Raw genomic sequence first — 25,318 nt, forward strand, 5'->3', positions numbered from 1 at the left:
GACCCGGGCCGGCCCCACCGAAGGGAGTGACCGTGCAAGACCTCACCGAGGGCCTCGCCCAGTTTCAGCAGGACGTCTTCCCGGCGAAGGCGGAGCTCTTCGCCCGCCTGGCGACCACCCACCGGCCGCGGACGCTCTTCATCGGCTGCTCCGACGCCCGCGTCGTCCCGGAGCTGATCACCCAGCGGGAGCCGGGCGAGCTGTTCGTGATCCGGACCGCCGGCAACCTCGTACCGGCCCACCCGGCCCACCCGGACTCCGGGGACGGCGGCGACGCCGTCGCCGCCGGCATCGAGTACGCGGTCGCCGTCCTCGGCGTCGGCGACATCGTGGTCTGCGGGCACTCCGCCTGCGGCGCCATGACCGCGCTCGCCGCCGGCCAGGATCTCGCTGAGCTGCCCGCCATGGCCCGCTGGCTGCGCCACGCACCCCCGGCCGAAGCCGAGCGGCGCGAGCCGGGACCCCTGATCCGGGCCAACGTCGCCGCGCAGCTCGCGCACCTCGCCACCCACCCCGCGGTGGCCCGCGCCCTGGCCGCAGGGACCGTCACCCTGCACGGCTGGGTCTACGACATCCCCACCGGCACGGTCGAGCGGATCGAACCCGCCGCCCTCGCGGCCTGACGCCGTACCGCCCCCCTCGAACCACGCAACTCCCGAAAGGAACCTCCCGTGATCCACGCCCAGTTCGACCCCTCCGCCCGCCAGGCCCTGGCCGTCGCCGCCGTCGACGCCAAGATCCGCAAGGACCTCTCCTGGCAGCGGATCGCCGATGCGGCCGGCCTGTCCGTCGCCTTCGTCACCGCCGCGATGCTCGGCCAGCACCCGCTGCCCGCCGCCTCCGCCGAGGCCGTGGCCGGGCTCCTCGGCCTCGACGCCGACGCGGCGCGGCTCCTCCAGACCATCCCGACCCGCGGTTCGATCCCCGGCGGCATCCCGACCGACCCGACCATCTACCGCTTCCACGAGATGCTCCAGGTGTACGGCACCACCCTCAAGGCCCTGGTCCACGAGCAGTTGGGCGACGGCATCATCAGCGCGATCAACTTCAGGCTGGACGTCAAGAAGGTCGCCGACCCCGAGGGCGGGGAGCGCGCCGTGATCACCCTCGACGGCAAGTACCTCCCGACCAAGCCCTTCTGACGGGTGCCGGCACGTCCTGAAGGGCGCCCTTCAGGACTCGTCGGTCCTTCCCCCCGCTGTCGTCGCACGGTCCAGGACTCCCGTCACCGCCGCCACGAGCCGGTCGCCCGCGCGGTCGACGCTGCCGTTCTGCGCACTGACCTGGGCGCCTTCCAGGAGGAAGGTGATCTCCGCGGAAACGTCGTCGGGCGCCTGCGCGCCCGCCCGCTCGCACATGGCCGTGAGGCGGCGGCGCTGATTGACCTTGTGCTCCGCGATCAGCCGGCGGGCCGGATGGCCGGGGTCGGTCAGGCCGGCGATGGAGTTCACGAAGGGGCAGCCCCTTCGGACGATGTCCGCCAGCCCCTCGGCGACGAAGCGGGCCACGCCGAGCACCTGTGCCCGGCCGTCGTCGGCGTGCTCGGCTTCCACCCGGTCGAAGGCGCTGGTGTACTGCGCCGCGACGATCCGCAGCCACTCCTCGATCAGCGCGTCCTTGGTGGCGAAATGGCGGTAGAGGGCCATTTTCGTGGTGTTCGCCCGCTCGGCGATGGCCTGGACGCCGACCGCCCTGACGCCCTCGCGGAGGAAGAGCTCCTCGGCCGCGTCGAGGATGCGCTCGCGCGGAGGGAGCCGGGCGACGCGGGAGTCCCGGCCGGGCCTCGGGGGGCTGTTCGTCATGGCGTGCCTCGCTTCGGTCGCGCTGGCCGGGCTCTCTCCGATCATGCTACGTTACCGCCCACCCCCAAGCGATACCGATCGGTATCGTACGGGACCGAGTGGGAACGCAGGTGGAACCCGTGGAGCTGCACGAATACACCCGGTACGACGCGGTGGGACTGGCCGGGCTCGTGGCCCGGGGAGAGGTGACCCCGGCGGAGCTCGCGGGCGCGGCCCGGGCCGCGATCGCGGCCGTGAACCCGCGGATCAACGCCGTCGTGGAGAGCTGGCCCGCCGAAGACGCCCCGGTGCGGGGCAGCACTCCGCTCGCGGGCGTGCCGTTCCTCGTCAAGGACCTGGCCGTGTCCGTGAAGGGCAAGCGCGTCGAGCTGGGCAGCCGCCTGGCCGCCGGCAACGTGGCGGGGGAGGACTCCTTCCTGATGCGGAGGTTCCGCAGGGCGGGTCTGGTGACGCTGGGCCGCACGGGTACGCCCGAATTCGCCTTCAGCACCACCACGGAGCCGCTCCTGTACGGCGCCACCCGCAACCCCTGGGATCCCTCCCGCACCCCGGGCGGCTCCAGCGGCGGATCGGCGGCGGCCGTCGCCGCCGGCATCACTCCCCTCGCGCACGCCACCGATGCGGCCGGGTCGATACGCGTCCCCGCCTCCGGCACCGGGCTGTTCGGGCTCAAGCCCACCCGGGGCCGGGTCTCCCTGGGTCCGGACGCCGACGAGGTCTTCAACGGCCTCGCGGTGCACGGAGGGCTCAGCCGGACCGTGCGGGACAGCGCGGCCCTGCTCGACCTGATCCAGGGCCCGGAGACCGGCGACCCCTACTTCGCGGAGCGCCCCCGCCGCCCGTACGCGGAAGAGATCACCAGGGAACCCGGCCGCCTGCGGGTCGGCCTGGTCACCGCCCCCTGGAGCGGGCGCACCGTGGAGCCGGCCGTGCACGAGGCGACCCTGGCCGCCGCCCGGCTGCTGGAGTCACTCGGCCACCAGGTGGAGCGGGTCGAGGCCGCCGCCGTGGATCTCGGCGTGAGCTGGGAGGAGTTCGTGCTCGCCAACGCCCGCCTGTGGTGCGCCAACCTCGTGCAGTGGATCGACGGCTTCGCCGAGGCGTTCGGCCGGCCCGTGGACGAGTCCACCGTCGAGCCCGAGATGCTCGCGAGCTACGCGTGGGGACTCAAGGTGAGCGGCGTGGAGTTCGTGCGCGCCCTCGACGTGCGCAACCGGGTCGCCCGCGCGATCGGGGCCCACTTCGGTTCATGGGACGTGCTGCTGACGCCGACGCTTCCCGAGGTGCCGATGGCCCTGGGCGCCTACGGCCGGGGAGCGGAGAACGCCGACGGCCTGGGCTGGGTGGAGCACCTGTTCCACCGCTCGCCGTTCACCGCCCCCTTCAACGTCGCCGGCACCCCCGCGATGTCGGTGCCGCTGGGGTCCGACCCGGCCACCGGCATGCCGATCGGCGTCCAGTTCGCCGCCGGCTACGGTCGCGAGGACGTGCTCTTCCGGCTCGCCGCCCAACTGGAGCGGGCCGCGCCCTGGGCGCAGCGCAAGCCCGTCGTGTGGGCGGGGAACCACCCCTAGGTGGTGCTTCTTCCGTCGCCGGGCCCGCCGCGGCCTTCGGCCCCCCGGTCAGATCGTGACCGGGCCGCGGGCGGTGGCGAACTCCACCGAGACCAGGCCCGGTTCCTCATCCTGGACCCAGGTGACGTCGATCTGGTCGAGGGGGTGGTCGGCCGGTTCGCCGAGGAATTCGGCGATGGAGGGGGCGTCTCCGGCGATGGAGACCCCGTGGATCGTGGTGGAGGTGCGCGGGTCGGCGCTCGGGCGCTCCGCGGTGGGGACCAGCCACTGAAGGAAATAGGGCAGTTGCGGGTCCTCCATCAGTTCCAGCAAGCCGATCTGCTTCCACCGCAGATCGAACCCGTCGGGGCGGACGCGGTGGCCCTCGGCCGAGGCGCGGCCGAGGCGGGCCTCGACCGGGGCGATGTCGTCGACGGAGACCACCCAACCGAGCCAGCCGCCGCCCTCGGCGGCGCGTCGCGCGACCGCCTGGCCGAAGGGCGCGCGGTCGGCGGCGGGGTGGTCGAGTGTCGTGACGACCTCGACGTAGGTGCCGCCGCTCAGGGGGAGGATGAAATTGCGGGTGCCGAATCGCGGGTGTACGCCCCCGTCGACGAACCCGGCGCCGAGGGCGGATCCGATCCACTGGACGGTCGAGACGAAGCTGTCGCGGGCCACCGCATAGGACACGTGATCAAGTCGCACGGCGCCATCATGGCCCGACGGCCCGCACAAATCCCGACGCCACGCCCGCCGCCCCGGCCGCGTCCGCCGTCGATTCAGCCGTGGCAGGTTCATGGTGTCGGGACACTTGCTACGCGGACGCGCCGAGCAGCGACTCGGCGACCGCGGTGCGGGCGTACAGCACCGAGCGGCCCGCCCGGTGCGCGCTGACCAGTCCCGCGTCGCGCAGCGCCGTCAGGCTCTGGGAGACCCCGGCCGCCGACAGCCCCGTACGCCGGGCCAGTTCGGTGGTGGAGGCCGGGGCGTCCAGCTCCGTCAGCAGCAGGGTCCGCGAACGGCCGAGCACCGCCGCGACGGCCTGCGCCCTCGGGCCCGGCGGCCGGGACGCCCACAGCGTGCCGACCCCGCGCGCCGGGTACGCGATCTGCGGTGGGTCCGGCGGGGTCATCCGGGTCAGCAGGCCCGGCCCGAGGAAGGCCGAGGGTACGAGCAGCAGACCGTTGCCCGCCATCTCCCGGGTCAGCGGCCGGGTGCGGCGCACCAGGCTCAGCGCGTTCTCGTCCCAGCGCACGGCGCTGTGCAGCTCGTTGATGACCTGGCCCGCTCCCTGCTCGGCGGCCTGCCGGGCCCGGTGGAAGACATCGGCCTCCAGTACCGCGCGGATCCGCGCCCAGTACGGAGCGAGCGCCAGCTTCCAGTACGCCTCGACCTCCTGCGCCAGCCGCGGCAGACGGGCCGGCGGATCCGCGTACAGCGCCCGGGCTCGGGGGCCGAGCGCCTCCTGGTGATGGCGGAGGTGGTCGAGATTGCGGCGAACCGTTTCGGCGGGGGCCGCCACCAGCTCGGCCAGCTCCGTCGCCAGCGCGGGGGCCGGTCCGGCGGGCGCGGGGTTGAGGAAGTGCGGCACGTACTTCGAGGGCGGGACGAGCTCGGCCAGCCAGCCCCGGTCCAGCCCGGCGGCGGCCAGCCTGGGCCGCACCTGCTCGGCCCAGGGCCGGTACACGGGTGACGCGGCGCCGTCGTTCAGCAGCCGCCGGAAGCTGGTGACCACCTCCCACAGCGGCGAGACGGCGAACCGCATCTGCGCCAGATCGCCCGCCGAGAACGCCAACTCCGCCAGCGGGACCACCCCTTGGATTCACCCATGCCCGAATCAATGGCCCCGACCCTACCGTGGCGCGGATCCTCCCGTCATGACCTCTCACACCCCCGACGCGGCCGCATCCGGCACGTGGAAGCTCGGCGACCTCGAAGTGAACCGCCTCGGCTTCGGCGCGATGCGCCTGACCCAGAACGGCCCGGCCTTCGCCCCCGGCGCCGCCCCCGCCGACCGCGGCCGGGCGATCGGCGTCCTGCGCCGCGCCGTCGAGCTCGGCGTGAACCACATCGACACCGCCGCCTTCTACTTCTCCCCGCTGCGCTCCGCGAACGAGCTGATCAACACGGCCCTGGCCCCCTACCCGGACGACCTCGTCATCACCACCAAGGTCGGCCCCGGCCGGGCCCTGTCCGGGGAGTTCCTGCCGCACGCCACCCCCGACCAGCTGCGCGGCCAGGTCGAGGAGAACCTGCGCCAGCTCGGCCGCGACCACCTCGACGTGGTGAACCTGCGCATCGTCGGGACCGATTCGATCGCCGAGCGCTTCGGTGCCCTGGCCGAGCTGCGCCGGGCCGGACTCATCCGCCACCTGGGCCTGTCCAACATCCGGCCCGAGCACCTCGCCGAAGCACGGGCCATCGCACCCGTGGTCTGCGTACAGAACCTGTACGGACTCGGCGCCGCTCCCGAGGAGGAGGCGTTCCTGCGCACCTGCGGGGAGCAGGGGATCGCGTACGTGCCGTTCTACTCGATCGCCGGCACGGGACGCGAAGCGGGCGCGGGCGGCGCCGAGCACCCGGAGGTGCTCGCCGTGGCCCGCGCCCACGGGGTGGGCGCCGCCGAGATCCGGCTGGCGTGGACCCTGCACCGAGGACCGCACGTCCTGGCCATCCCCGGCACCGGGAACCCGGACCACCTCACCGCCAACGTGGCCGCGGGCTCCCTGCGCCTGTCCGCCGGGGACCTCGCCCTCCTGGACTCGGCCGGCCGGAGCTCCTGAGGGCCGGGCGCGCGGTCAGCGGGTACCGGCCGGCCCCTTCCCGACGGCGGTGTTGCCGGTGACCGCGCCGTCGGCGCCGGCCAGCGTCACGGCGTGCCGGACCCCGTCCGTACCCAGGACGACGGCCAGCCAGGCGCTGCCGCCGCCCTGCTGGGTCACGGGCCGAAGCGATTCCAGCTTGCCGCCCTCCACGGCGGCCGTCGCCTTCTCCACGGCCTGGGCCGCCGACAGCGCGGGCAGCGGCGCAGGGGCGCCCTTGGCGAAGCCGCCCGCCCGGCCGCCGCCCGGTCCGCGGCCCGCCGGCCCGCGGCCGGCCGCTCCGTTCTCGTCCGGGAAGGCGCGGTCGCCGTCGACGACCTCGGGCTCGCCGCCCTTGTGCGTCATCGGGCCCGGCCGGCCTCCCATCGGCCCCTCGCCGGGGCCGTGCGCGCGGACCTTGGCGGCGAAACCGCCCCGCACGTGGTCGTGGCCGTGCTCGGCCACCGCCACCGCGGCCAGCCCGCCGCCGATCACGACGACCGCCCCGAGCGCCACCCATCTCGTACGCCCCTCACGGGCGAGGCGGGCCAGCCGGCCGCGGCCGTCCGCCCCGGCGGCGCCCGCCTCGGCCGCGGTCTTGGCCTCGCCCGGGTCGGCGGCCGGGTCCGCGGGCGGCTCGGCGGGCTGGGGACTGGACTGAGTCATCGACATGCTCCTCGCGTTCCGCGGGCACGCTGCCCGGCTGGGCAGATCGTGCGCGCCCGATGCTGAAGCCCTGCTGAAGCCGGCTGAAGACCTCTTCAGCAAGCGGACGGAGCGACCTGAGAACCTGTCCCCATGCGCGTACTGGTGGTCGAGGACGAAAGGCGGCTCGCCGCTGCCCTCCAGCGGGGTCTGCGGGCCGAGGGCTTCACCGTGGACGTGGCCCACGACGGCCCGCAGGGCCTGTGGCTGGCCGGGGAGCACGACTACGACGCCATCGTGCTCGACATCATGCTGCCCGGGCTCAACGGCTACCGGGTCTGCGCCCGGCTGCGCGCGAGCGGCTGCGAGTCGGGGATCCTGATGCTCACCGCCAAGGACGGCGAGTACGACGAGGCCGAGGCGCTCGACACCGGCGCGGACGACTTCCTGTCCAAGCCGTTCTCCTACGTGGTCCTCGTCGCCCGGCTGCGCGCCCTCATCCGGCGCACCGGCCGCCGCAGCCCGCAGATCATGGAGTTCGGAGATCTCGTGATCGACCCGGCCGGGCAGCGGTGCACGCGTGCCGGGACCGAAGCCCGGCTGACCTCGCGCGAGTTCGCGGTCCTCGTGTACCTGGCCCGGCGGGCCGGGGAGGTCGTTCCCAAGCGGGAGATACTGGAGCACGTCTGGGACGCGGCGTACGAGGGCGACCTCAACGTGGTGGAGGTCCATGTCAGCGCCCTGCGCCGCAAGATAGACGCGCCCTTCGGCCGGGCCGCCGTGGAGACCGTCCGCGGCGCGGGCTACCGGCTGGCGGCCGACGGTGGCTGACCGCGGACGCGCCGGCGCCGCCGCGGCCCGCTTCGCCGGCCGGCTCCCCGGCCGCTTCCCGCCGCGCGCCGCCGCCCGGCTCCGTGAGCTCGTACGGAGCCCGCGCCCGAAGTCCGCGGGCGAGCTCGCCCGGCGGCTGCGCCCCCGGTCGGTCCGGGCCCGGGCCACGCTCGGCGCCTCCGCCGTGGTGGCCCTGGCGCTCGGCGCGGCCTCCTTCGCCCTGCTCGGGATCCTGGACGGCAACCTGATGCGGGACGCCCAGGCCGCCGCCGAACGCCAAGCCCTCTCCACCGCCGGGCTGGTGGCCGCGGGCCGGTTCGACACCGTCGTGACCCCCGGGCGCGGCACCGACTTCGTCCAGGTCGTCGACGCCGGGGGCCGGGTCCTGGCGGCCAGCCCCAACCTGGCCGGCCGCCCGGCCCTCTCCCCGGCGCGCCCGGGGCGGCCCGGCACGGTCCGCGACACGTGGAAGGAAGGTCCGGCGCGCGGCGACCGCCGCCACCGCGTCGTCCAGGTCACCACCGTCACCGCGGACGGGCTCGTCACCGTGTACGCGGGGACCTCCCTGCGGGAGGCCGACACCGCCGACGACGTCATCACGGGCGTGCTCGCGGTCGTGGTCCCGCTGCTCGTGCTCACCGTGGCCCTGGTCACCTGGCGGGTGACCGGCTGGGCGCTGCGGCCGGTCGAGGCGATCCGTGCCGAGGTCGCCGCGATCGGCGACCGCGATCTGCACCGGCGGGTGCCGGTGCCGCGCAGCCAGGACGAGATCGCCCGTCTCGCCGTCACCATGAACGCCACCCTGGACCGGCTGGAGGCCGCCGGGATCCGCCAGCGCCGGTTCATCGCCGACGCCTCGCACGAGCTCCGCAGCCCGATCACCGTGCTCCGCACCCAGCTCGAAGTCGCCCAGGCCCACCCGGACCCGGCGCTGTGGGGCGAGCTGGTCAGCGGGGCCCTGGAGGACACCGTACGGCTCCAGGACCTCGCCGCCGACCTGCTCCTGCTGGCCCGCCTGGACACCGGGGAGGCGCCGCCCGACGCCCCCGTCGACCTGGCGGACGTGGCCCGGGAAGCGGCCCGCTCGCGCCGCCGGGACCGCGTACCCGTCGACATGGAGATCGCTCCCGAGGCCGTCGTGCGCGGCAGCACCCTGTGGCTCTCGCGGCTCGTCACGAACCTGCTGGACAACGCCCAGCGCCACGCCGACCGGCGGGTCCTGCTCGTGCTGTGCGTCGACGGCCCCGCGCGGACGGCCGTACTGGAGGTCCGCGACGACGGGCCGGGCATCGCGGCGGCGGACCGGGAGCGGGTCTTCGAGCGGTTCACCCGCCTCGACGACGCCCGCAGCCGCGACGAGGGAGGCACCGGCCTCGGCCTGGCCATAGCCCGCGACATCGCCACCCGCCTGGGCGGATCCCTCACGGTCGAGGAGGCGCCGGCCGGTGCCCGGCTGGTGGCCAGGATCCCCCTCGAACCTGATGCAAGCGGGCCTGACACCGGGTTCTGATTGTTCCCCGTTCCGCTCTTTTCGCACCTGTCCAACTCTGTTCACTCCATGCTTGCTTCGGCTCCTGAAGGGGGGCGTGGCAACGCCATGAGCCGCATCCCGGACAGACATCAACCAGGCGCGAAAAGCAGCCAGAGGACGGCGCGATGAAGAACAACCGGATGATCGTCACCGTGGTGGCGCTCTTAGCGATCTTCGCTTTCAGTGTGGTGATGGTGGTGGCGGGACAGCCCGTCGCGGCCGTCACCGCCCTGATCCCGTCGGTCGCACTGGGCGTGCAGCAGATCGTGCAGGCGGGCACCGGGGTGGCCGAGAGCCGCCGCGAGTGGCCCGCCGCACAGGTGCCCGCCGCACAGGTGCCCGACCGGGAAGAGGAGCCGCGGGGATGAACCTCCACTCGGCACCCCAGGACCTCCCCGAGGGCCGGCGCGGCAGGTCCGGCCGGCCGCTGGGCCCCATCACCGAAGGCACCGGGCCGGCGCACCGCGCCTGGCTGGAGCCGCTGCGCGACGCCATCCACGGCAGGGGAGTGACCCTGGACGAGCTCCAGGCGCGCACCGGCCGGGACAAGGGCCACATATCCGAACTGCTGCGGGCCGTCGGACGCTACCCGCGCTGGGTGTTCGTCCGTACGGTGCTCCTCGCGCTGGAGCGGCCCGGCCTGCCGTACGACTCGATGCGGCTGCGCTGGGTGATCGCGGCCCAGGACATCGGCAAGCGCACCTCGTGGATCAAGGACTGCCTCCACGAGGGCGGGGCCCGCCACCGCACCGCGAACGCCTCGGCCCCGCTGGACTTCCGGGCCTTCCAGCAGATGCACCGGCCGCACTACACCAGCTACGCCTCGGCGTTCCTGCGCCGGGGCGGCCTGGTCGAGAAGGCCGTCGACGACGTGTTCACGCTCCTGCTGATGCTGTGGCACGACGCGCTCGCCAGCGAGAACCCCGAGCGGTTCGCATGGCCGATGCTGCGCCGGACGGTGCTCGAACGCGCCCCGAAGGAGAACGGCCGGCCCTCCCTCGTCGAGGCCGCCTTCGACACGGTCGCCCTCGACTTCGCCCCCGATCCGGTCGGGCAGGTCGAGGAGTCCATGGCCCTGTTCCGGGCCGTCGGGGGCCTGCCGCCCATGCAGCGGGACGTCATCGTCCTGCTCCACCTGTGCGGACTGGAGGAGGCCCGGGCGGCGGACGAACTGGGCGTCTCCCTGGCCTCCGTACGCTCCACCGCGCGACACGCCACGCGCAATCTGCACGCCGCCCTGTACCCGGACACGACCACCGAGGAGGGGGTCTCCGGTGACCTCGACGATTGACCAACTGCTGGCCCGCGCCCGCCTCCACGCGGCTTCGCACGCACCCGCCGACATCGCCGACACCGGCGGGGCGCCGCACCGCGGGGCGTTCGCCGGGGAGACCGGCGCGGCGGCCGGCGCGGCAGCCGGCGAACCGCGGAAGGACATGCGGGGCGCCGCCCGCGACCTGCGGGCCCTGTGCGAGACGGCCGTCACGGGCACGGCGGTCGCCGCGCTCGGGGACTTCCTCACGCACAAACTGCCCCAGCCCTCCGGGGCGCGCGTGCTGGGCTGCATCCTGCTGCTCACCGACGCCGAGGACTCCGCCCGTTTCTGGTGGCAGTACGCCGCCGGCGCCGGGGACTCGATCGCCTCGTACTGCCTGTACCTGCACCACCTCGCGCTCGGGGAGGACCACGAGGCCGTCTGGTGGCGGCGCCAGACGGCGCCGACCGCCACGGGGCGGGCGGCGGACGCTCCGGCCCCCTCGGACGTGCCGGACACGTCCACGGTGGTCTTCGACGGCGCGGAGCGCGATCTCGCCGCCGACGCCAGCCTGCCCACCACCCTGCGCGTCCTGCGGGCGCTGCGTCCCGGCGGAGCCGGGGCCGGGCGCGGCACGGGCACCGTCAAGGCCGTCATGGAGTACGTCTCGGCCGCCGTCAGCTACGTGGACGACGACCTCGAACTCCCCCTTCCCGACCCGGATTTCACCGACCGCATCCGCGACCTGACCGCCGCCCCCGGCCGGCCGCCGAAGCCGGGCCCCCGCACCCCGCGCCGCACCCCGCCCCGCCTCCCGCCCCGCCTGCGGGCCACCTGATCAGGCAGGAGCAGCCCCTCGGGTTCTCGCTGCCCCGCCCTCGTCGTCCGCGTCCTCCTCGCCGTCGGCCGAGCGGGGCGGCGATTTGACGGACCGTGATCTCTCGCCACATCATTCCACTAACACATTAGTGGAATGAGGCAGACGCATGATCGAGTTTCAGGTGGACCGGCACAGCGGTGTCGCCACGTACCTGCAGCTCGTCAGCCAGGTGAAACAGGCGCTTCGACTGGGCGTCCTGGAACCGGGGGACCGGCTGCCGACCGCCAGGGCCGTGGTGGAAGCCACCGCCATCAACCCCAACACCGTGCTGAAGGCCTACCGGGAGCTGGAGCGCGAGGGGCTCGTCGAACCCCGCCCGGGACAGGGCACGTTCGTCACCCGCTCGCTCTCCCGCCCCGAAGCCGCCGCCGATTCGCCGCTGCGCGCCGACCTCGTCGACTGGGTGGGCCGCGCGCACGCCGCGGGGCTGGGGCGCGAGGACGTCCTGGCGCTCGTCGAGGCGGCGCTGGCACAGGCGGCGCAGGCGCCGGTGCGGCCGCCGGGACCTGCGGGGGCCGCGGGGGCCCCGGGGGCCGACACGCAACGACCGTCACGAGAGGACACCACGTGAACGACCCGACCGCCGAACCGGCGCTCCGGGCAACCGCGACAGGGCAGCGGTTCCGGGGGAACCAGGCCCTGCACGACTGCGACTTCGAACTGCCGGCGGGCCGGATCTCCGCGCTCGTCGGCCCCAACGGGGCGGGCAAGAGCACGCTGCTCCACCTCGCGGCCGGCCTGCTGCGGCCCACCACCGGGGAGATACGGGTCTTCGGCGCCCGCCCCGGCACCCGGGCCGCCCGCGCCCGGACGGCCTTCGTCAGCCAGGACAAGCCGCTCTACCCGCAGTTCACCGTCGCCGAGATGCTGTCCGTGGGCCGCAGACTCAGCCCCCGCCACTGGAACCAGGCCAAGGCCGAACGCATCGTCGGTGAGGGCGGGATCTCGCCGAGGACCCGGATCGTCACCCTCTCCGGAGGCAAGCGCACCCGCGTCGCGCTGGCCCTGGCCCTCGGCAAACAGGCCGACCTGCTCCTGCTGGACGAGCCGCTCGCCGACCTCGACCCGCTGGTGCGCCACGAGGTGATGGGCCTGCTGATGGCCGAGGTCGCCGACCGCGGGATCACCGTCGTGATCTCCTCGCACGTCCTGCCCGAGCTGGAGAACGTCTGCGACCACGTCCTGCTCCTGCAAGGCGGCCGGATCCGGCTCGCGGGCGACGCCCAGGACCTGCGCGAGGCGTACACCCGCCTGACCGGCCGCGCCGACCCCGACACCCCGGACGGGCTGCCGCACGGCGCGGACCGCGGCGCCGTCGTCCACGCCACCACCACCGGCCGCCAGCTGACCGCGCTCGTACGCAACGCACCGGGCAGCCCCCTCCCTTCGGGGGTGGCCGACGGACGCTGGATCACCGCGACGCCCTCCCTCGAAGAGCTCCTGCTCGCCCACCTGCGCTCCGGCCCCCGCAGCGCCGCACACGCAACGGAGGCCGCGGCATGACGGGCACCCTGTGGCTCGCCTGGCGCCAGCAGCGCCTGCTCATCCTCACCGGAGCCCTGCTGGTCACGGCCCTCACGCTCTGGGTCGCCCTGCGGCGGGCCGACCTCATGGAGGCGGTCAGCGGCTACGACCTCTCGCAGTGCAAGGGCTGGAACGGCGAATGCCCGCCCGAGACCTACGCCGCCATGTCCGAGAGCAGCTCGGGCATCCGTCTCCTGGGCGTCATCGGCCTGGCCCTGCCGGCGGCCATCGGCATGTTCTGGGGAGCCCCGCTCATCGGCCGCGAGCTGGAGAGCGGCACGATCAAGGTCGTCCTCACCCAGGACACCGGCGTCCGGCGCTGGTTCGCCGCCCGCTTCGGCCTGGCCGCGCTCGGCGCCGTCGCCGTCTCCACCGCCGTCGCCGGACTCCTCGCCTGGTGGTGGGCGCCGATCGCCAACATGTACGACGGGGTGTACTGGCACGATCCGTACATCCTCAACGCCTCCGGCCCCTCGGCCGTCGCCGGCGCCCTGTTCGCCCTGGCCGCGGGGACCGCGATCGGCCTGCTGGTCCGCCGTACCCTCACCGCGATGGGCGTGACCCTCGGCGCGGTCCTCGCGGTGGCCGCCGTACTGACCTTCTTCCGCAGGGACTTCGTCACTCCCGTCGACCGGATCACCCCCGGAATGCAGCCCAAGCAGCTCATCGGCAGCGCATGGTCGGCGGGATACCGCTACCTCACCCCCGACGGGGCCCAGCACCCGCTGGAGAACTGCCTGTTCTCGGGCGAGAAACTGCGCGCCTGCATGGACGAGCACGGCTTCACGGGCCGGGTGCACAAGGTGTACCCCAGCTCCGACTTCTGGACCTTCCAGGGGATCGACACCACGGTCTACCTGCTCCTCGCCCTGGCCCTCGTGACCCTGACGGCCGTCCGGCTGCGCGGCCGCCGCCTCGGCTGAGCGCGACGGCCCGGCCCCTGTCCACCGCTCCTTCCGGAGGAACCTCCCGTGGCAACCAAGAAGAACCTCATCGCCAACCGCACCACCCTGGCCCACAAGGTCCGCTACGCGGCGCGCAACCCCGCGCGCATCGGCCCGTACGTCCGCCGCGCCGCCCGCGACAGCTGGCTGCGGCTCAAGCACCCGGACCACGTGGGCTACTACCGGGCGGTCATGGCCTCCGACACCGCCCGCAATCCCGAGGCCGCCGTCGGCAGCCAGACCCACGACCGCTGGCTGGCCCTCGGCAAGATGCAGTTCGAGTACCTGGTGGAGCACGGCCTCAGCCCGCGCCACACGATGCTGGACATCGGCTGCGGCAACCTGCGCGCCGGCTGGCGGTTCATCGAGCACCTCGACCCCGGCCACTACTACGGGATCGACATCTCGCCGGACATCCTCATATCGGCCAAGCAGACGCTGGCCCGCCAGGAGCTCCAGGGCAAGCTGCCGCACCTCACCCTCACCCAGGACCTCACGCTCGACTTCCTGCCCGACGCGTACTTCGACGTCGTGCACGCCCACAGCGTGTTCTCCCACTCGCCGATCGAGATCATCGAGGAGTGCTTCGCCCACGTCGGCCGCATCCTGGCCCCGGGCGGCTTCTTCGACTTCACCTTCGACCGGACCGAGGGCACCGAACACCAGGTCTTGCGGGAGGACTTCTACTACCGCACCCGGACCCTCGTCGACCTCGCGGCCCGGCACGGGCTGAACGCCCGGTTCATGGAGGACTGGGAGCGCTTCGGCCACGGTCAGTCCAAGATCCGTGTGACGGCCTGATACGGGACGTGCCGCCGGGCCGGACCACGGGGTCCGGCCCGGCGGCTTCCGTCACCGGGCTCAGCGCGAGCCGCGCTCCGGCAGGTCCTGCTCGGCCGGGGCCGCGGTCAGCGCCGGGAGCAGCGCGAAGCCGCGCTGGGAGGGCGCGGCCGCCGGGCCGGCCGCCGGGGTCTTCTTCCCGCAGAACGCGCCTTCGAGCGTCCCGCCCAGGGCCGTGTTGGCCGCGCCCTTGTTCGAGGTGTTCGCCACCGCCGCGAGGCTGTGCTTGCCGTCGCGGGTGGTGAAGGCGTACGTGTAGAAGCCCTGCACGGTGCCGGTGTGCCCGTACACCGAGGTACCGCACGACAGGTCGTAGCGGCGCAGGCCCAGGCCGTAGAAACGGGAGTTCGCGGCGTCCGTCGGGGTCATGGTGAGCATGGCGTCCAGCGTGGCCGGCTTCAGCAGCTTGCCGCCGAGCAGCGCGGACGTGAAGGTGTTCAGGTCGGCCGCGTTCGAGATCATCGCGCCGGCGGACTGGGCCCAGGACACGGTCTGCTCGGTGGAGTCGACCAGCGGCGCGCCCGCCTCGTCCGGGTGCAGGTAGCCGTGCAGGTGGGCGCCCTTGATCTCCGTCGAGGGGTGGACGTAGGAGGTGTTCTTCAGCTTGAGCGGCTTGATGATGCGCTTCTCGTACTCCTTGGCCACCCCGTGCCCGGTGGCCTTCTCGATGAGCATGCCGACGACCACGAAGTTGGTGTTGGAGTACTGGTACGAGACGCCCGGCTCGGTCGTGCGCGGCTCGCGCAGCGAGAGGGCGACCAGCTCCTGGTAGGTGAAGACCTTGTTCCGGACGGCCTCGAAGCCGGGCACGGTCTTGTCGAACATGGCGTTCGTGTAGTCCGACAGTCCACTGCGGTGGGTCATCAGGTGACGGACCGTGATCCGGTCGTCGGGGAGCAGGCCGGGCAGGTACTGGTTGACCGGGGCGTCCAGGCTGATCTTGCCCTCCTCCACCAGCTGGAGCAGGACGACGCTGGAGAACGTCTTGGTGACGCTGCCGATCCTGAAGCGGCCGTTCACGTCCATGGCCGCGCCCGTGGTCCGGTCCTGGACGCCGACCGCACTGGTCAGCGGCGCACCGGAGCCGGTGATGCGGACCATCGCGCCGGGAGCCCCGACCGCGAGGGTGTTCTTCAACGCCTGCGTCACGGCCTCCATATCGGGCTTCGGGGCGGGCGCGGCAGTGGACTGCGCCGCCGCCGGCACGGCGAACGGGCTCGCGGCCGCCTGGGCGGCGGTGGCCGGCACCACGCCGGCCACGACGGCGAGCAGGGCGGCACTGAGAGTCAGGCGTCGGTCGAGAGGCAGGCGCACGTTGTTCCTCAACTACGGTATGAGAAGACGGTTTTGGTTGTCGCAGTCGCGAACTCGCCGCCGCGGGGCGGTCAAGTCCGCGGGCTGTGATCGTACGTGCCCCGCAGGTCCGGCTCGTGCACCTGTCGCCTCAGAACGTGCAGGCAGGGGCCCTTTTCAGCCACTCGGTGCCCGCGCGCAGCCGGCAGATCTCCGCCAGCCGGGCCCCCGGATCCGGGTTCCACAGCCGTACCGTGCCGTCGTTGCTGCTGCTCGCCACCGTCCGCCCGTCGGGCGAGAAGACCACGCCCCACACCGCGCTCGTGTGTCCCGTCAGGGCGGCCCACGGCCGCCGTCCGGCCACCTCCCACAGCCGCACCGTACGGTCGTTGCCGCTGCTGGCCAGCCACCGCCCGTCGGGGGAGAAGGCGAGGGCGCGCACGGAGCCGGTGTGGCCCGACAGCACGGCCGCGGCCCCGGCCCCGCCCCCCGACGCCGGCCGCCGGGCGTCCCACAGGCGTACGGTGCCGTCGTTGCCGCTGCTCGCCAGTGTCCGCCCGTCCGGGCTGAACGCGACCGCCCGGACCGCACCGGCGTGGCCGGTGAGCGTCGCCAGCGGCCGCCGCCCGGGCACGTCCCACAGACGTACGGTCAGATCGTCGCCGGCACTGGCCAGCGTGCGCCCGTCCGGGCTGAACGCCACGTCGTTCGCGAAGTCCGTATGACCGGTGAGCGTGCCCAGGGCGGTTCGGGAGGCCACGTCCCAGAGCCTGACCGTCCGGTCGGAACCGGCCGAGGCCAGCAGCCGCCCGTCGGGGGAGAAGGCCACCGCGTACACGATCCCGCCGTGCCCGGTCAGCGTGCCCAGCGCCGTACGGGAGGCCACGTCCCAGAGCCGTACCGAACCGTCGGAGCCCGCCGAGGCCAGCAGCCGCCCGTCCGGGGAGAAGGCCACCGAGAACACCGTCTCGGTGTGGCCCGTGAGCGAGGCGGCCACCCGCCGCCCCGCCACCTCCCACAGCAGCACCGTGTGATCGGCGTCCGCGGTGGCCAGCAGTTTCCCGTCCGGGCTGTACGCGGCCTGCCAGATCTCCGTGAACGGACGCGCGGTCAGCACCGGACCGCGCAGGTCCCAGAGCACCACCGACTGGTCGAAGGCCGCGGTGGCCAGCAGCGTGCCGCCGGGGTCCACCGCGACCCCGAGCACGTAGTCGGTGTGCCCGGCGAGCGTGGCGACCGCCCGGCCGCCGCGCACGTCCCACAGGCGGGTGGTGCCGTCGCCGCCCGCGCTGACGACCGTGGTGCCGTCCGGGGTGTAGGCCACCGCGTTGATGTCGTCGGTGTGACCCGTCAGCGCCAGCGTCGTGCGCCGCTCGGCCACGTCCCACAGCCGCAGGGTCCGGTCGACGCCCCCGGAGGCCACCGTCCGCCCGTCCGGCGCGAAGGCCACCCCCAGCACCTCGGCGGTGTGCCCGGCCAGGACGGCGATCTGACGGGCCGCCACCGGATCCCACAGCCGTACGGTCTGGTCGGCGCCCGCCGACACCAGCGTCCCGCCGTCCGGCGCGTACGCGAGGGCGTTGACCCTCCCCGTGTGGCCGGTCAGCTCGGCCACGGCCGACCCGCCGCCGGCGGGATCGCACAGCCGGACCGTCCCGTCCGCGCCCGCGACGGCGAGCGTGCGCCCGTCGGGCGCGAAGGCCACGGCCCGGGCGTCCGCCGTCCGCGCCGGGAGCACGGCGACGACGTGCCCGTCCGTGTCCCACACCCGGACCGGACCCTCCGAGGACGTCGCGGCGAGGGTCCGGCCGCCCGGCCCGAACGCGATCGCGCGCACCTGGCCCGGCATGGTCAGCGTGGCCGTCGTCCGCCGGTCCGCGACCCGCCGCAGCAGCACCTTCCCGTCGGAACCGGCGCTCGCCAGCAGCCCGCCGCCCGGGGCGAACGCCACCGCGTTGACCGGCCCGCCGTGCCCGCCGAGCCGGGCGAGGAAGGGCTGGGACTGAGTGCTCAGCAGCGCGCCCCGCGCCTCGGGGTTCGCCTCCGTGCGGTACGCCTCCTCCGCGAGCCGCATCGAGGCCTCGGGCTGACCGGCGGCGAGGGAGGTGGAGCGGACGGCGAGGGCCTGCGCGCGGGCGGTGCGCTCCTGGCGGAGCGCGCCCGACCGCTGCTGGTACGCGACGGCCCCGGCGGTCAGGGCCAGCACCAGCAGGACGCCGAGCAGGGCCACCACCCGCTGCCGGAGCCGGACCTGGCGCAACGCCTGCGCGCGCCGGGCGTCCTCCGCGGCCCGGCTCGCGCTCAGGAAGGCCTCCTCCCGGGGACCGAGCCGGCTCCCGCCGTCGAGTTCCCCGGCCCAGGCATCGGCGGCGCGCAGCCGGCTCCCGCGGTACAGGACGGACGGATCGCGCCCCTCGCGCTCCCATTCCCCGGCGGCGCGGGCCAGCTGCCGGTGGACCAGCAGCCCGTCCCGGTCGGCGTTGATCCATCCGCGCAGCCGCGGCCAGGCGTGCAGCAGGGCCTCGTGGGTGATCTCGACGGTGTCGCTGTCCATCGTGATCAGCCGGGCCCGGACGAACGCGTCGAGGGCGGCCGTGGCCCGGTCCGCACCGCCGAGCTGCCCCATCAGTTCGGCCCGGGACGTGCGCCGCCGCGTCGCCCCCGCGCCGTCGGCGACGTGGACCAGCGCCACCAGGACGCGGCGGATCGTCCGCTGCTCCTCGGGGTACAGGCGGGCGAACACGTTCTCGGCGGTGTGCGCGACCGCCCCCTGGATGCCGCCCGATTCCTCGTACCCCGCGACGGTCAGGGTGGAGCCGGAGCGCCGCTGCCAGGTGGCCATCAGCGCGTGGGAGACCAGCGGCAGCGCACCCGACGGAGTGTCACCGGGCCCGGCCGCCGGGGCGTCCGGGGCCGCCGCGGGCCCCTCCCGCAGGCCCGCGTCGCGCAGCAGCAGCTGGACCAGGCCCGGTTCGAGGGTGAGTCCGGCGAGCCCGGCGGGGCGGGTGATCGACTCGCGCAGCTCGGCGACGGACATCGGGGGGAGGACGAACAACCCGTCGGTGCAGGCCGCGGCCAGTTCGGGCAGGTCCAGACAGCTGCCCGTGAAGTCGGCCCGCACGCCGAGCACCACGACGGCCGGGTCGTGCGCCGTCGTCCCCGGTTCCGCCGTGGCCAGGGCGCACAGGACGTGGACGAACCCGCGCCGCTCGTCCTCGTCGGAGCAGAGCGTGAAGAGTTCCTCGAACTGGTCGACGAGCAGTACCGGCCGCACGGAGGCGGGCCGGCCCTTCCCGGCCTCCCCGGCTTCCCCGGCCTCGCCGGGGGCGCCGTCCGCCAGGCCGCGGACGGCTTCCAGCAGGCGCCGCGGCCGCTCCCGCAGTTCCCCTACGGTGATCCCGGGATCACCGCCCAGCACCTTGGCGGTGGAGTCCAGGAGCTCCTGGAGGGGATGCGCGGTCGGGGTGAACCGTACGACCGGCCACCCGTCGGCCCCCGCCATCGGGAACCCGCCGGTGCGCCGCAGGGCGGGTACCAGACCCGCGCTGAGCAGGGAGGACTTTCCGGCGCCCGACCGGCCGACGAGCACCAGCGGGCCGCCGCCGATCCGGTCGAAGACCCGCTCGACCAGGGCTGCGGTCACCCGGTCGCGGCCGAAGAACCAGTCCGCGTCGCGCGAGGTGAACGCCGCGAGCCCGCGGTAGGGGCACTCGCCGGCCGACTGCGCCTGCCCGGCGGGCGCGGTGGCCGCGGTGGCCGCGGTGGTACGGGGCTTCGGCACCTCGGCCTCCGGAACCAGTTGGAGGAGCGTGCCCCCGGCCTCCAGCACCCGGTCGCAGCGCAGCGCGACATCGTGGGTGGCGCGTTTGGCGCCGGTCTCGATCTTGCTCAGATAGCCCTTGCTGTAGTGCGTCCGGCGGGCCATGTCGGCCAGCGACAGGCCGCGCTGCACCCGCAGCCGGCGCAACTGGGCCGGAAAGGCCGCGGCGGCGGCGCCGGCCGTGCCGGCCGCTCCGAGCGGATCGGGCTCGTGATCGGTGTGCTGATCGGTGTGGTGATCGGTGTCGCGTCCGCGGTCCGGGTCCCCCACGGCATCCCCCATGGCACAGCGCGCCCAGGTCGTGAGATGGAACGTCCCAGGCTACCGCGGGGGTCGGACGGCGCAGCGCGCGTCGCGAAGGCGTGGCGCGACGCGCGCGGTGGAGCGGCCTTCCGGGTCCGCCGGGGGAGCGGCGGACCCGGAAGGCCACGAACAGGGGCCCCGTTACGGGCGATTGAGGGTGATGGAGTTGATGGGACCGAGATCGGCGTAGACACCCCTGCCCTCGGCGATGGGGGATCCGCAGCCCTTGCCGCCGGAGCCGGTGCACAGGCTCGCGGTGGCCCCGCCGTACTGGTTGTTGAGGACCCAGTGGCGGCCGAACTGGTTGACGAGGTTGTGGGCTCCGTAGCTGGTGAAGATGTGGGTCGGCTTGACGGCCGGGTTCTGGTTCTCCGGGTAGATGCAGACCGACCCGTACGGACAGCCGGCCCAGTCGTCGGCGGGCCTGGCGTCGGCCGGGCCGCTCAGTGCGACGACGGCCGCCGCGGCGGTGGCGAGCGCGGCGGCGCCGCGGATCATCTTGCGCATGGTGTCCCCCTGTTGGGTGAGTCCTTGTGTTGACGTCGGGGCCCGGTGAGTTCGTTCGGTCCTGCCGCCCCGACTCGCTGACGTCTTCAGCCTTGCCCGCCGGCCCCCGGGGGTCGACGGGTTTCCCGTTGCCCATCGCCGGCCCGGACCGGGAAACCCCGCCTGACCTGCGCCACAGTGCGAGGGAGGGCAACCCGTCACCGGTGGTCACACCCCGGCTCCCGTCCGGCGCCGTAATGTCCTCCGCCCCGATGGCGGGCAGAATTGAGGGGGCAGCCCGTTTTCGCCGTGCGGGCGCCGGTATCAGCCGCGCACGCGCGCGAGACGCGCGCAGAAGGGGGCCCGCCGATGCCATCGGACCGGCTGGGGGGCACCGACGACCCCGGCCCGATCCGGTCCGAACCGGGGTCCTTGCTGGAACACGTGGTGGTGGCCGTCTTCGGCATCGACGACGAGGACCGGGTCTGCTACTGGGGCCCCGGCGCGCAGAGCCTCTTCGGCCACGCGCCCGGCTCGGTGCTGACCCGCCCCGCGGCCGCCCTCTTTCCCGAACCGGCCCCGGGCGAGGCCTCCGGCGCGGCCGCCCACCTCACCGAGCGCGCCCGGACCCTCGGCTACTGGCGCGTACGGCTGCCCGCGCTCCACCGGGACGGCTCGGTGTTCGACTGCGGCTTCCGGGTCTTCCCGATGACCGGGGCCACCGGCGCGTCCGTGGTCATCGGACTGGCGAGCCGCGGCGACGAACTGGACCGGGTGAAGACCAACCTGTCCTTCCTCGACTCCCTCTTCGAGACCTGCCCGATCGGCCTGGTCATGCTGGACGAGGAGCTGCGCTACGTCCACCTCAACCAGGCCATGGCCGACATGGACGGGGTCCCGCTCGCCGAGCACCTGGGCCGCCGGATGGCCGACATCATGATCACCTCGGACGGCGGGGAGTACCAGCGCATGCTGCGCTCCGTGGCCGAGGAGGGCCGGACCGTGATCGGCACCCTCGTGGGCCTGCGCACACCGGGACGCCCCGACCTCGACCAGGTGCGTTCGGTCAGCTTCTTCCCGCTCACCGGCGCGGGCGACACCCGCCGCGGAGTGGGCGGCCTGCTGCTGGACGTCACCGAACGCGAGCAGGCCATCCTGGAGGCGACGGCCGCCCGCCGGCGCCTGGCCCTGCTCGACCGGGCGGCGGCGAGCATCGGTACGACCCTGGACCTGAACACCACCGCGCGCGAGCTGGTCGGCGCGGTGGTTCCGGAGTTCTGCGACGCCTCCGTCGTGGAGCTGGTGGAGTGGATGGACGAGACCGAGGCGTTCGACCCGGAGCTGCCGGTCGCCACCCGCCGGATCGCCTCCGGCACCACCCTCCCCGAGCCCGCCGTGGAACTCGTGAGCGGTCTGCGGGAGGTCACGTACCCTCCGGGCTCCCACACCCACCAGATGCTGAGCACGGGCCGTCCGCTCTGTTTCACGGTGGACCAGGAGTTCGCGACCCGGACCATCGTCCACCAGCAGCGCGCGCAACTGCTGCTCGACAGCGGTCTGACCTGCATCCTCATGGCCCCGCTCATCGCCCGCGGCACCGTGCAGGGCATCGCCATGTTCGGCCGCTCCGCCGCCCGCCCCGCCTTCGGCGAGGAGGACCTCGCACTCGCCGGTGAACTGGCCTCCCGGGCCGCCCTGTGCCTGGACAACGCCCGGCTGTACGGCAAGGTCCGGGACATCGCGCTCACCCTCCAGCGGGCCCTGCTGCCCAGTGCCCCCGCGGCGGGCCCGTACGTGGACATCAGCCACCGCTACCTGCCCGGCAGCCGCGGTACCGAGGTCGGCGGGGACTGGTACGACGCGATCACCCTGCCCGACGACCGGGTGGCCCTCGTCGTCGGCGACGTGATGGGACACGGCGTGCCCGCCGCCGCGGCCATGGGACGGCTGCGGATCACCGCGAAGACCCTCGCCCGGCACACCGCCGAGCCCGTGGCCCTGCTCGAAGAGCTCGACGCCTGCGCGCAGGAGGCCGGCATCGAGTGGGCGACCTTCCTGTACCTCCTGTACGACCCCCACACCGGGCGCGCCCGCATCGCCAACGCCGGCCACCCGCCGCCGCTCGTACGCCACCGGGACGGAACCGTGCACGCCGTCGGCGACGTGCTCGGGGTCCCGCTCGGGGTGGGCGGCGTCCCGTACCGGTCGATCGAGATCGAGATCCCCGAGGGCGCCACCGTGGCCCTGTACACCGACGGGCTCGTCGAGGCCCGCGGCCAGGACATCGACACCGGCATCGAGGCGCTGTGCGAGCAACTGCGGGCGCCGCTCGGTTCGCTGGAGGAGGGCGCCGACCGGATCCTCGCCCGTCTGCTGCCCGACACGGCGACGGACGACACCGTGCTGGTCCTCGCCCGGGTCGGCGCGGTCCCCGGGCGGGTCGGCGCGGTCCCCGGCCGCCCGCCGGCCCGGGGAACCGGATCACCGCGCCGGGCGTCGTCGTAGCGTACGAAGCGGGTGGCGGAGCGCGACGCGGGGAAGCGGAGCCGACCGGGGGCAGGGGGCGCGTGGGCGAGCAGGGGGCGGGGCGGTGGCCCGGGCGAAGCCGCGGGCGCCGGCGGGGGCGAAGCCGCGGGCGAAGGCCGGAGCAGTGGTCGTGGCGCCGTCGGGGGCGCGTCCTCGCGGGGCTCGCGGTCCTCCTCGCCTGCCTGCTGGTCTTCCACGGTGCGGTGCCCGACGGGCTGCCGGGCCGTCCCGGCAGCCTGCTCGAAACGTTCCTGCCCTGGCTGGGCCTCGCCGTCCCGCTCCTCGCCGCCCTGGCGGTGCTGCGCCGTGCGACCGTGGCCGGGCTCGCCGCCCTGGTGCCCGCCGCCGCCTGGCTCGGCCTCTTCGGCGGCCACCTGCTCCCCGGCGCGGAGCGGGCACCCGATCTCCTCGCCGTCCAGCACAACGTCGGCGACGAGAACCCCGACCCGGAGGGGACCGCGCGGGCGCTGGCCGGTACCGGCGCCGATCTGCTCGCGCTGGAGGAGCTGACGCCCGCCGCCGAGCCGGCGTACGCGGCCGTGCTCGCGCCGCGGTACCCGTACCGCGCGGTGGCGGGTACGGTCGGGCTCTGGTCGAAGCACCCGCTGGCGGACGTGCGCGCGGTGGACATCAGGCCGGCCGGGGTCGGGGAGGGCTGGAACCGCGGACTGCGCGCCACCGCCCGTACGCCGCACGGGGAGGTCGCCGTGTACGTGGCGCACCTGCCCTCCCTGCGCCTGAGCCCGACGCACGGCTTCGGTTCCGTACGCCGGGACGAGAGCGCCGCACTGCTCGGCGCCGCGATCGCCGCCGAGCCGACGGATCCGCTGATCCTGCTCGGGGACCTCAACGGCACCGTGGACGACCGCGGACTGGACCCGGTCACCTCGCGCACGGAAGCGCCGCCGCGGGACTTCGCGTTCAGCTGGCCCGCGGCACTGCCGCTGGCCAGGATCGACCAGGTCCTGACGCGCTCGGCGACCGTCACGCGGATCCGGTCGCTGCCCGCGACGGGCAGCGACCACCTGCCCGTCGCCGCTCACATCATCTGGCGCGCTCCCGCACGAGGTCGGTGAAGCGCACCAGACCGTGCTCGCTGTGACCCATGAAGAGGTTGGGCTCCACGAGTTCCAGCTCCATCACGACCGGCGCCCCGTCGTCCGCCGTCGCGATGTCCACCCGCGCGTGCAGCAGGTCCGGCGACCCGGGCACGGCCGCCAGCGCCGCCTCGGCCAGGGCGAGTTCGGCAGGCGACGGCAGGTGCCGCACCACACCCGGATGCGGCACGCGGTCGTCGTCGACGGTCCCGATGTCGGTCAGCACCGGACCCTTGCGCACGGCGTGGCTGAAGGAGCCGCCGAGGAAGACGAGCGCCCGCTCGCCCTCCTCGATCCGGGTCAGGTACGGCTGCACCATCGCGGTCGATCCGGCCGCGTGGAGGGCCGCGATGTGACCGGCCGCCTTCTCGTGGAGGTCCTCCGTGTAGCGCGCGGCGCCGCGGGCCCCCGCCGACACCGTCGGCTTGACGACGAACTGGCCGTGCCCGGGCAGGGCGACGGCCTCGCCCGGCGCGATGAACCGCGTCGGCACGACGGGGACACCGCGGCCGGCGAGCTCCCCGAGGTACCGCTTGTCGGTGTTCCAGCGGACCAGCCACGCCGGATTGTCGAGCCGAGTCACCTCCTGCACCGCATCGGCCCAGGCCAGGTACTGCGGCAGGTGCTGCTCGTAACCCCAGGTGGACCGGATGACCACCGCTGCGCACCGCGACCAGTCGAAGTCCGGGGCGTCCCAGACCGCCGCCACGGCGTCGAGACCGCGGGCGCGCAGCGCATCGAGGATCAGGGGCAGGTCGGTGTCCCAGGCCAGGCCCGGGTCCGAGGTGGCCAGGGCCACTCTGGCGGCGGCGGACATCAGCGGCTCCCCGTCTCTTCGGCCGCGCCGTCCGGGGTCTCGACGCGCAGCAGGACGCCCCGCCCGTCCCGTGCGTAGACCCGGTCGCGGTTCTTGGCCAGCTTCCGCTCCACCTCGGACTCCAGGTCGATGCCGTTCATCTCGGCGAGCGCCGCGAGGTACAGGAACACGTCCGCGAGCTCCTCGCCGAAGTCGGGCAGTTTCCCGCGCCAGGCGGTGAAGGCCTCCCCGACCTCGGCGGTCAGCAGCCCGAACTCCAGTGGCACGTCGGTGGTGTTGAAGCCCTTCGCGAGCTTGTTGTCCCAGGCGAGCTGCTGGGCCGAGCGGATGTCCACCGGTTCCTCCGGGCGTACGTACGGGAGCGGGCTGC

At 74.3% G+C, this 25,318-nt stretch carries 23 protein-coding genes and 1 pseudogene; 15 read left to right on the forward strand and 9 right to left on the reverse strand.

Annotation, left to right across the window (positions count from 1 at the left end; genetic code table 11):
• The first annotated feature begins 32 nt into the window (after nucleotides 1–32).
• Nucleotides 33–623 carry a carbonic anhydrase gene (locus ACFYXV_RS11205; RefSeq protein WP_389382698.1) on the forward strand — a complete coding sequence of 197 codons (591 nt, stop codon included), beginning with the start codon at nucleotides 33–35 and terminating at the stop codon, nucleotides 621–623.
• Nucleotides 624–671: 48 nt separating this feature from the next.
• Nucleotides 672–1,142: a cyanase gene (cynS, locus tag ACFYXV_RS11210; protein WP_389382699.1), complete on the forward strand. Its 471-nt coding sequence runs from the start codon at nucleotides 672–674 to the stop codon at nucleotides 1,140–1,142.
• Nucleotides 1,143–1,172: 30 nt separating this feature from the next.
• Here cynS and ACFYXV_RS11215 read toward each other — a convergent pair whose 3' ends face one another.
• Entirely contained in the window at nucleotides 1,173–1,802 is a 630-nt protein-coding gene (locus tag ACFYXV_RS11215) for a TetR/AcrR family transcriptional regulator (RefSeq protein ID WP_385473878.1), read from the reverse strand.
• A 119-nt stretch (nucleotides 1,803–1,921) separates the two neighbouring features.
• Here ACFYXV_RS11215 and ACFYXV_RS11220 point away from each other — a divergent pair, with 119 nt between their 5' ends.
• Entirely contained in the window at nucleotides 1,922–3,376 is a 1,455-nt protein-coding gene (locus tag ACFYXV_RS11220) for an amidase (protein WP_389382700.1), read from the forward strand.
• Nucleotides 3,377–3,424: 48 nt separating this feature from the next.
• On the opposite strand, the gene ACFYXV_RS11225 is transcribed toward ACFYXV_RS11220, so the two are convergent.
• Complete coding sequence (locus tag ACFYXV_RS11225) at nucleotides 3,425–4,060, reverse strand: VOC family protein (protein ID WP_383350320.1); 636 nt, start codon at nucleotides 4,058–4,060, stop codon at nucleotides 3,425–3,427.
• A 109-nt stretch (nucleotides 4,061–4,169) separates the two neighbouring features.
• A complete protein-coding gene (locus ACFYXV_RS11230; RefSeq protein WP_385473922.1) occupies nucleotides 4,170–5,120 on the reverse strand; it encodes a DUF5937 family protein in 951 nt (316 codons plus the stop codon).
• Nucleotides 5,121–5,232: 112 nt separating this feature from the next.
• On the opposite strand from ACFYXV_RS11230, the gene ACFYXV_RS11235 reads away from it, so the two are divergent.
• A complete protein-coding gene (locus tag ACFYXV_RS11235) occupies nucleotides 5,233–6,138 on the forward strand; it encodes an aldo/keto reductase (RefSeq protein WP_385473874.1) in 906 nt (301 codons plus the stop codon).
• A gap of 15 nt (nucleotides 6,139–6,153) precedes the next feature.
• Here the strand turns inward: ACFYXV_RS11235 and ACFYXV_RS11240 are convergent, their stop codons facing one another.
• The gene (locus tag ACFYXV_RS11240; protein WP_389382701.1) at nucleotides 6,154–6,822 is read right to left on the reverse strand and encodes a hypothetical protein; all 669 of its coding nucleotides are present in this window, start codon (nucleotides 6,820–6,822) and stop codon (nucleotides 6,154–6,156) included.
• 132 nt (nucleotides 6,823–6,954) lie between these two features.
• On the opposite strand from ACFYXV_RS11240, the gene ACFYXV_RS11245 reads away from it, so the two are divergent.
• The 9 genes and pseudogenes from ACFYXV_RS11245 (at nucleotide 6,955) to ACFYXV_RS11285 (ending at nucleotide 14,567) form a co-directional block, all read left to right on the forward strand.
• Nucleotides 6,955–7,632, forward strand: coding sequence for a response regulator transcription factor (locus ACFYXV_RS11245; RefSeq protein ID WP_048479473.1), 678 nt, complete (start codon nucleotides 6,955–6,957; stop codon nucleotides 7,630–7,632).
• A gap of 136 nt (nucleotides 7,633–7,768) precedes the next feature.
• The gene (locus tag ACFYXV_RS11250; RefSeq protein WP_389382838.1) at nucleotides 7,769–9,142 is read left to right on the forward strand and encodes an ATP-binding protein; all 1,374 of its coding nucleotides are present in this window, start codon (nucleotides 7,769–7,771) and stop codon (nucleotides 9,140–9,142) included.
• Between the two features lie 146 nt (nucleotides 9,143–9,288).
• The gene (locus tag ACFYXV_RS11255; protein WP_389382702.1) at nucleotides 9,289–9,531 is read left to right on the forward strand and encodes a hypothetical protein; all 243 of its coding nucleotides are present in this window, start codon (nucleotides 9,289–9,291) and stop codon (nucleotides 9,529–9,531) included.
• On the forward strand, nucleotides 9,528–10,454 hold the full coding sequence (locus ACFYXV_RS11260) for a sigma-70 family RNA polymerase sigma factor (RefSeq protein ID WP_389382703.1): 927 nt from the start codon (nucleotides 9,528–9,530) through the stop codon (nucleotides 10,452–10,454). Before ACFYXV_RS11255 ends, ACFYXV_RS11260 begins: the two co-directional genes overlap by 4 nt.
• Nucleotides 10,438–11,256 carry a hypothetical protein gene (locus ACFYXV_RS11265; protein WP_385473865.1) on the forward strand — a complete coding sequence of 273 codons (819 nt, stop codon included), beginning with the start codon at nucleotides 10,438–10,440 and terminating at the stop codon, nucleotides 11,254–11,256. Before ACFYXV_RS11260 ends, ACFYXV_RS11265 begins: the two co-directional genes overlap by 17 nt.
• A gap of 148 nt (nucleotides 11,257–11,404) precedes the next feature.
• Complete coding sequence (locus tag ACFYXV_RS11270; RefSeq protein ID WP_389382704.1) at nucleotides 11,405–11,869, forward strand: GntR family transcriptional regulator; 465 nt, start codon at nucleotides 11,405–11,407, stop codon at nucleotides 11,867–11,869.
• Between the two features lie 98 nt (nucleotides 11,870–11,967).
• A pseudogene (locus tag ACFYXV_RS11275) lies at nucleotides 11,968–12,801 on the forward strand (ABC transporter ATP-binding protein); the annotation flags it as partial.
• Nucleotides 12,798–13,745 (forward strand): ABC transporter permease subunit, encoded by a 948-nt coding sequence (locus ACFYXV_RS11280; protein ID WP_389382705.1) that lies wholly within the window; start codon nucleotides 12,798–12,800, stop codon nucleotides 13,743–13,745. The pseudogene ACFYXV_RS11275 and the gene ACFYXV_RS11280, both read left to right, overlap by 4 nt.
• Nucleotides 13,746–13,793: 48 nt before the next feature.
• Entirely contained in the window at nucleotides 13,794–14,567 is a 774-nt protein-coding gene (locus ACFYXV_RS11285; protein ID WP_385473858.1) for a class I SAM-dependent methyltransferase, read from the forward strand.
• Between the two features lie 60 nt (nucleotides 14,568–14,627).
• On the opposite strand, the gene ACFYXV_RS11290 is transcribed toward ACFYXV_RS11285, so the two are convergent.
• The 3 genes from ACFYXV_RS11290 to ACFYXV_RS11300 form a co-directional block, all read right to left on the reverse strand.
• Nucleotides 14,628–15,920 carry a serine hydrolase domain-containing protein gene (locus ACFYXV_RS11290; RefSeq protein ID WP_389382706.1) on the reverse strand — a complete coding sequence of 431 codons (1,293 nt, stop codon included), beginning with the start codon at nucleotides 15,918–15,920 and terminating at the stop codon, nucleotides 14,628–14,630.
• 130 nt (nucleotides 15,921–16,050) lie between these two features.
• Nucleotides 16,051–19,989: a helix-turn-helix domain-containing protein gene (locus ACFYXV_RS11295; RefSeq protein ID WP_389382707.1), complete on the reverse strand. Its 3,939-nt coding sequence runs from the start codon at nucleotides 19,987–19,989 to the stop codon at nucleotides 16,051–16,053.
• A gap of 174 nt (nucleotides 19,990–20,163) precedes the next feature.
• On the reverse strand, nucleotides 20,164–20,529 hold the full coding sequence (locus tag ACFYXV_RS11300) for a hypothetical protein (protein ID WP_385473250.1): 366 nt from the start codon (nucleotides 20,527–20,529) through the stop codon (nucleotides 20,164–20,166).
• Between the two features lie 348 nt (nucleotides 20,530–20,877).
• On the opposite strand from ACFYXV_RS11300, the gene ACFYXV_RS11305 reads away from it, so the two are divergent.
• Nucleotides 20,878–23,013 (forward strand): SpoIIE family protein phosphatase, encoded by a 2,136-nt coding sequence (locus ACFYXV_RS11305; protein WP_385473253.1) that lies wholly within the window; start codon nucleotides 20,878–20,880, stop codon nucleotides 23,011–23,013.
• 224 nt (nucleotides 23,014–23,237) lie between these two features.
• Entirely contained in the window at nucleotides 23,238–24,110 is an 873-nt protein-coding gene (locus ACFYXV_RS11310; RefSeq protein WP_389382708.1) for an endonuclease/exonuclease/phosphatase family protein, read from the forward strand.
• Here ACFYXV_RS11310 and ACFYXV_RS11315 read toward each other — a convergent pair.
• Both ACFYXV_RS11315 and ACFYXV_RS11320 read right to left on the reverse strand, forming a co-directional pair.
• A complete protein-coding gene (locus ACFYXV_RS11315; RefSeq protein WP_389382709.1) occupies nucleotides 24,079–24,948 on the reverse strand; it encodes a RimK family alpha-L-glutamate ligase in 870 nt (289 codons plus the stop codon). The two genes, ACFYXV_RS11310 and ACFYXV_RS11315, sit on opposite strands and share 32 nt — an antisense overlap.
• Nucleotides 24,948–25,283, reverse strand: coding sequence for a MazG-like family protein (locus ACFYXV_RS11320; protein ID WP_385473263.1), 336 nt, complete (start codon nucleotides 25,281–25,283; stop codon nucleotides 24,948–24,950). Before ACFYXV_RS11320 ends, ACFYXV_RS11315 begins: the two co-directional genes overlap by 1 nt.
• Between the last annotated feature and the right edge of the window lie 35 nt (nucleotides 25,284–25,318).

Source organism: Streptomyces sp. NPDC002181 (assembly GCF_042890485.1).
Classification (GTDB): domain Bacteria; phylum Actinomycetota; class Actinomycetes; order Streptomycetales; family Streptomycetaceae; genus Streptomyces.

Excerpts from the sequence above, each read along its gene's own strand:
- ACFYXV_RS11235 (WP_385473874.1), top strand. The coding sequence starts at position 5,233 with ATGACCTCTCACACCCCCGACGCGGCCGCATCCGGCACGTGGAAGCTC.
- ACFYXV_RS11305 (WP_385473253.1), top strand. The coding sequence starts at position 20,878 with ATGCCATCGGACCGGCTGGGGGGCACCGACGACCCCGGCCCGATCCGG.
- ACFYXV_RS11240 (WP_389382701.1), bottom strand. The coding sequence starts at position 6,822 with ATGACTCAGTCCAGTCCCCAGCCCGCCGAGCCGCCCGCGGACCCGGCC.
- ACFYXV_RS11270 (WP_389382704.1), top strand. The coding sequence starts at position 11,405 with ATGATCGAGTTTCAGGTGGACCGGCACAGCGGTGTCGCCACGTACCTG.
- ACFYXV_RS11280 (WP_389382705.1), top strand. The coding sequence starts at position 12,798 with ATGACGGGCACCCTGTGGCTCGCCTGGCGCCAGCAGCGCCTGCTCATC.
- ACFYXV_RS11245 (WP_048479473.1), top strand. The coding sequence starts at position 6,955 with ATGCGCGTACTGGTGGTCGAGGACGAAAGGCGGCTCGCCGCTGCCCTC.
- ACFYXV_RS11315 (WP_389382709.1), bottom strand. The coding sequence starts at position 24,948 with ATGTCCGCCGCCGCCAGAGTGGCCCTGGCCACCTCGGACCCGGGCCTG.
- ACFYXV_RS11255 (WP_389382702.1), top strand. The coding sequence starts at position 9,289 with ATGAAGAACAACCGGATGATCGTCACCGTGGTGGCGCTCTTAGCGATC.
- ACFYXV_RS11260 (WP_389382703.1), top strand. The coding sequence starts at position 9,528 with ATGAACCTCCACTCGGCACCCCAGGACCTCCCCGAGGGCCGGCGCGGC.
- ACFYXV_RS11300 (WP_385473250.1), bottom strand. The coding sequence starts at position 20,529 with ATGCGCAAGATGATCCGCGGCGCCGCCGCGCTCGCCACCGCCGCGGCG.
- ACFYXV_RS11215 (WP_385473878.1), bottom strand. The coding sequence starts at position 1,802 with ATGACGAACAGCCCCCCGAGGCCCGGCCGGGACTCCCGCGTCGCCCGG.
- ACFYXV_RS11230 (WP_385473922.1), bottom strand. The coding sequence starts at position 5,120 with ATGCGGTTCGCCGTCTCGCCGCTGTGGGAGGTGGTCACCAGCTTCCGG.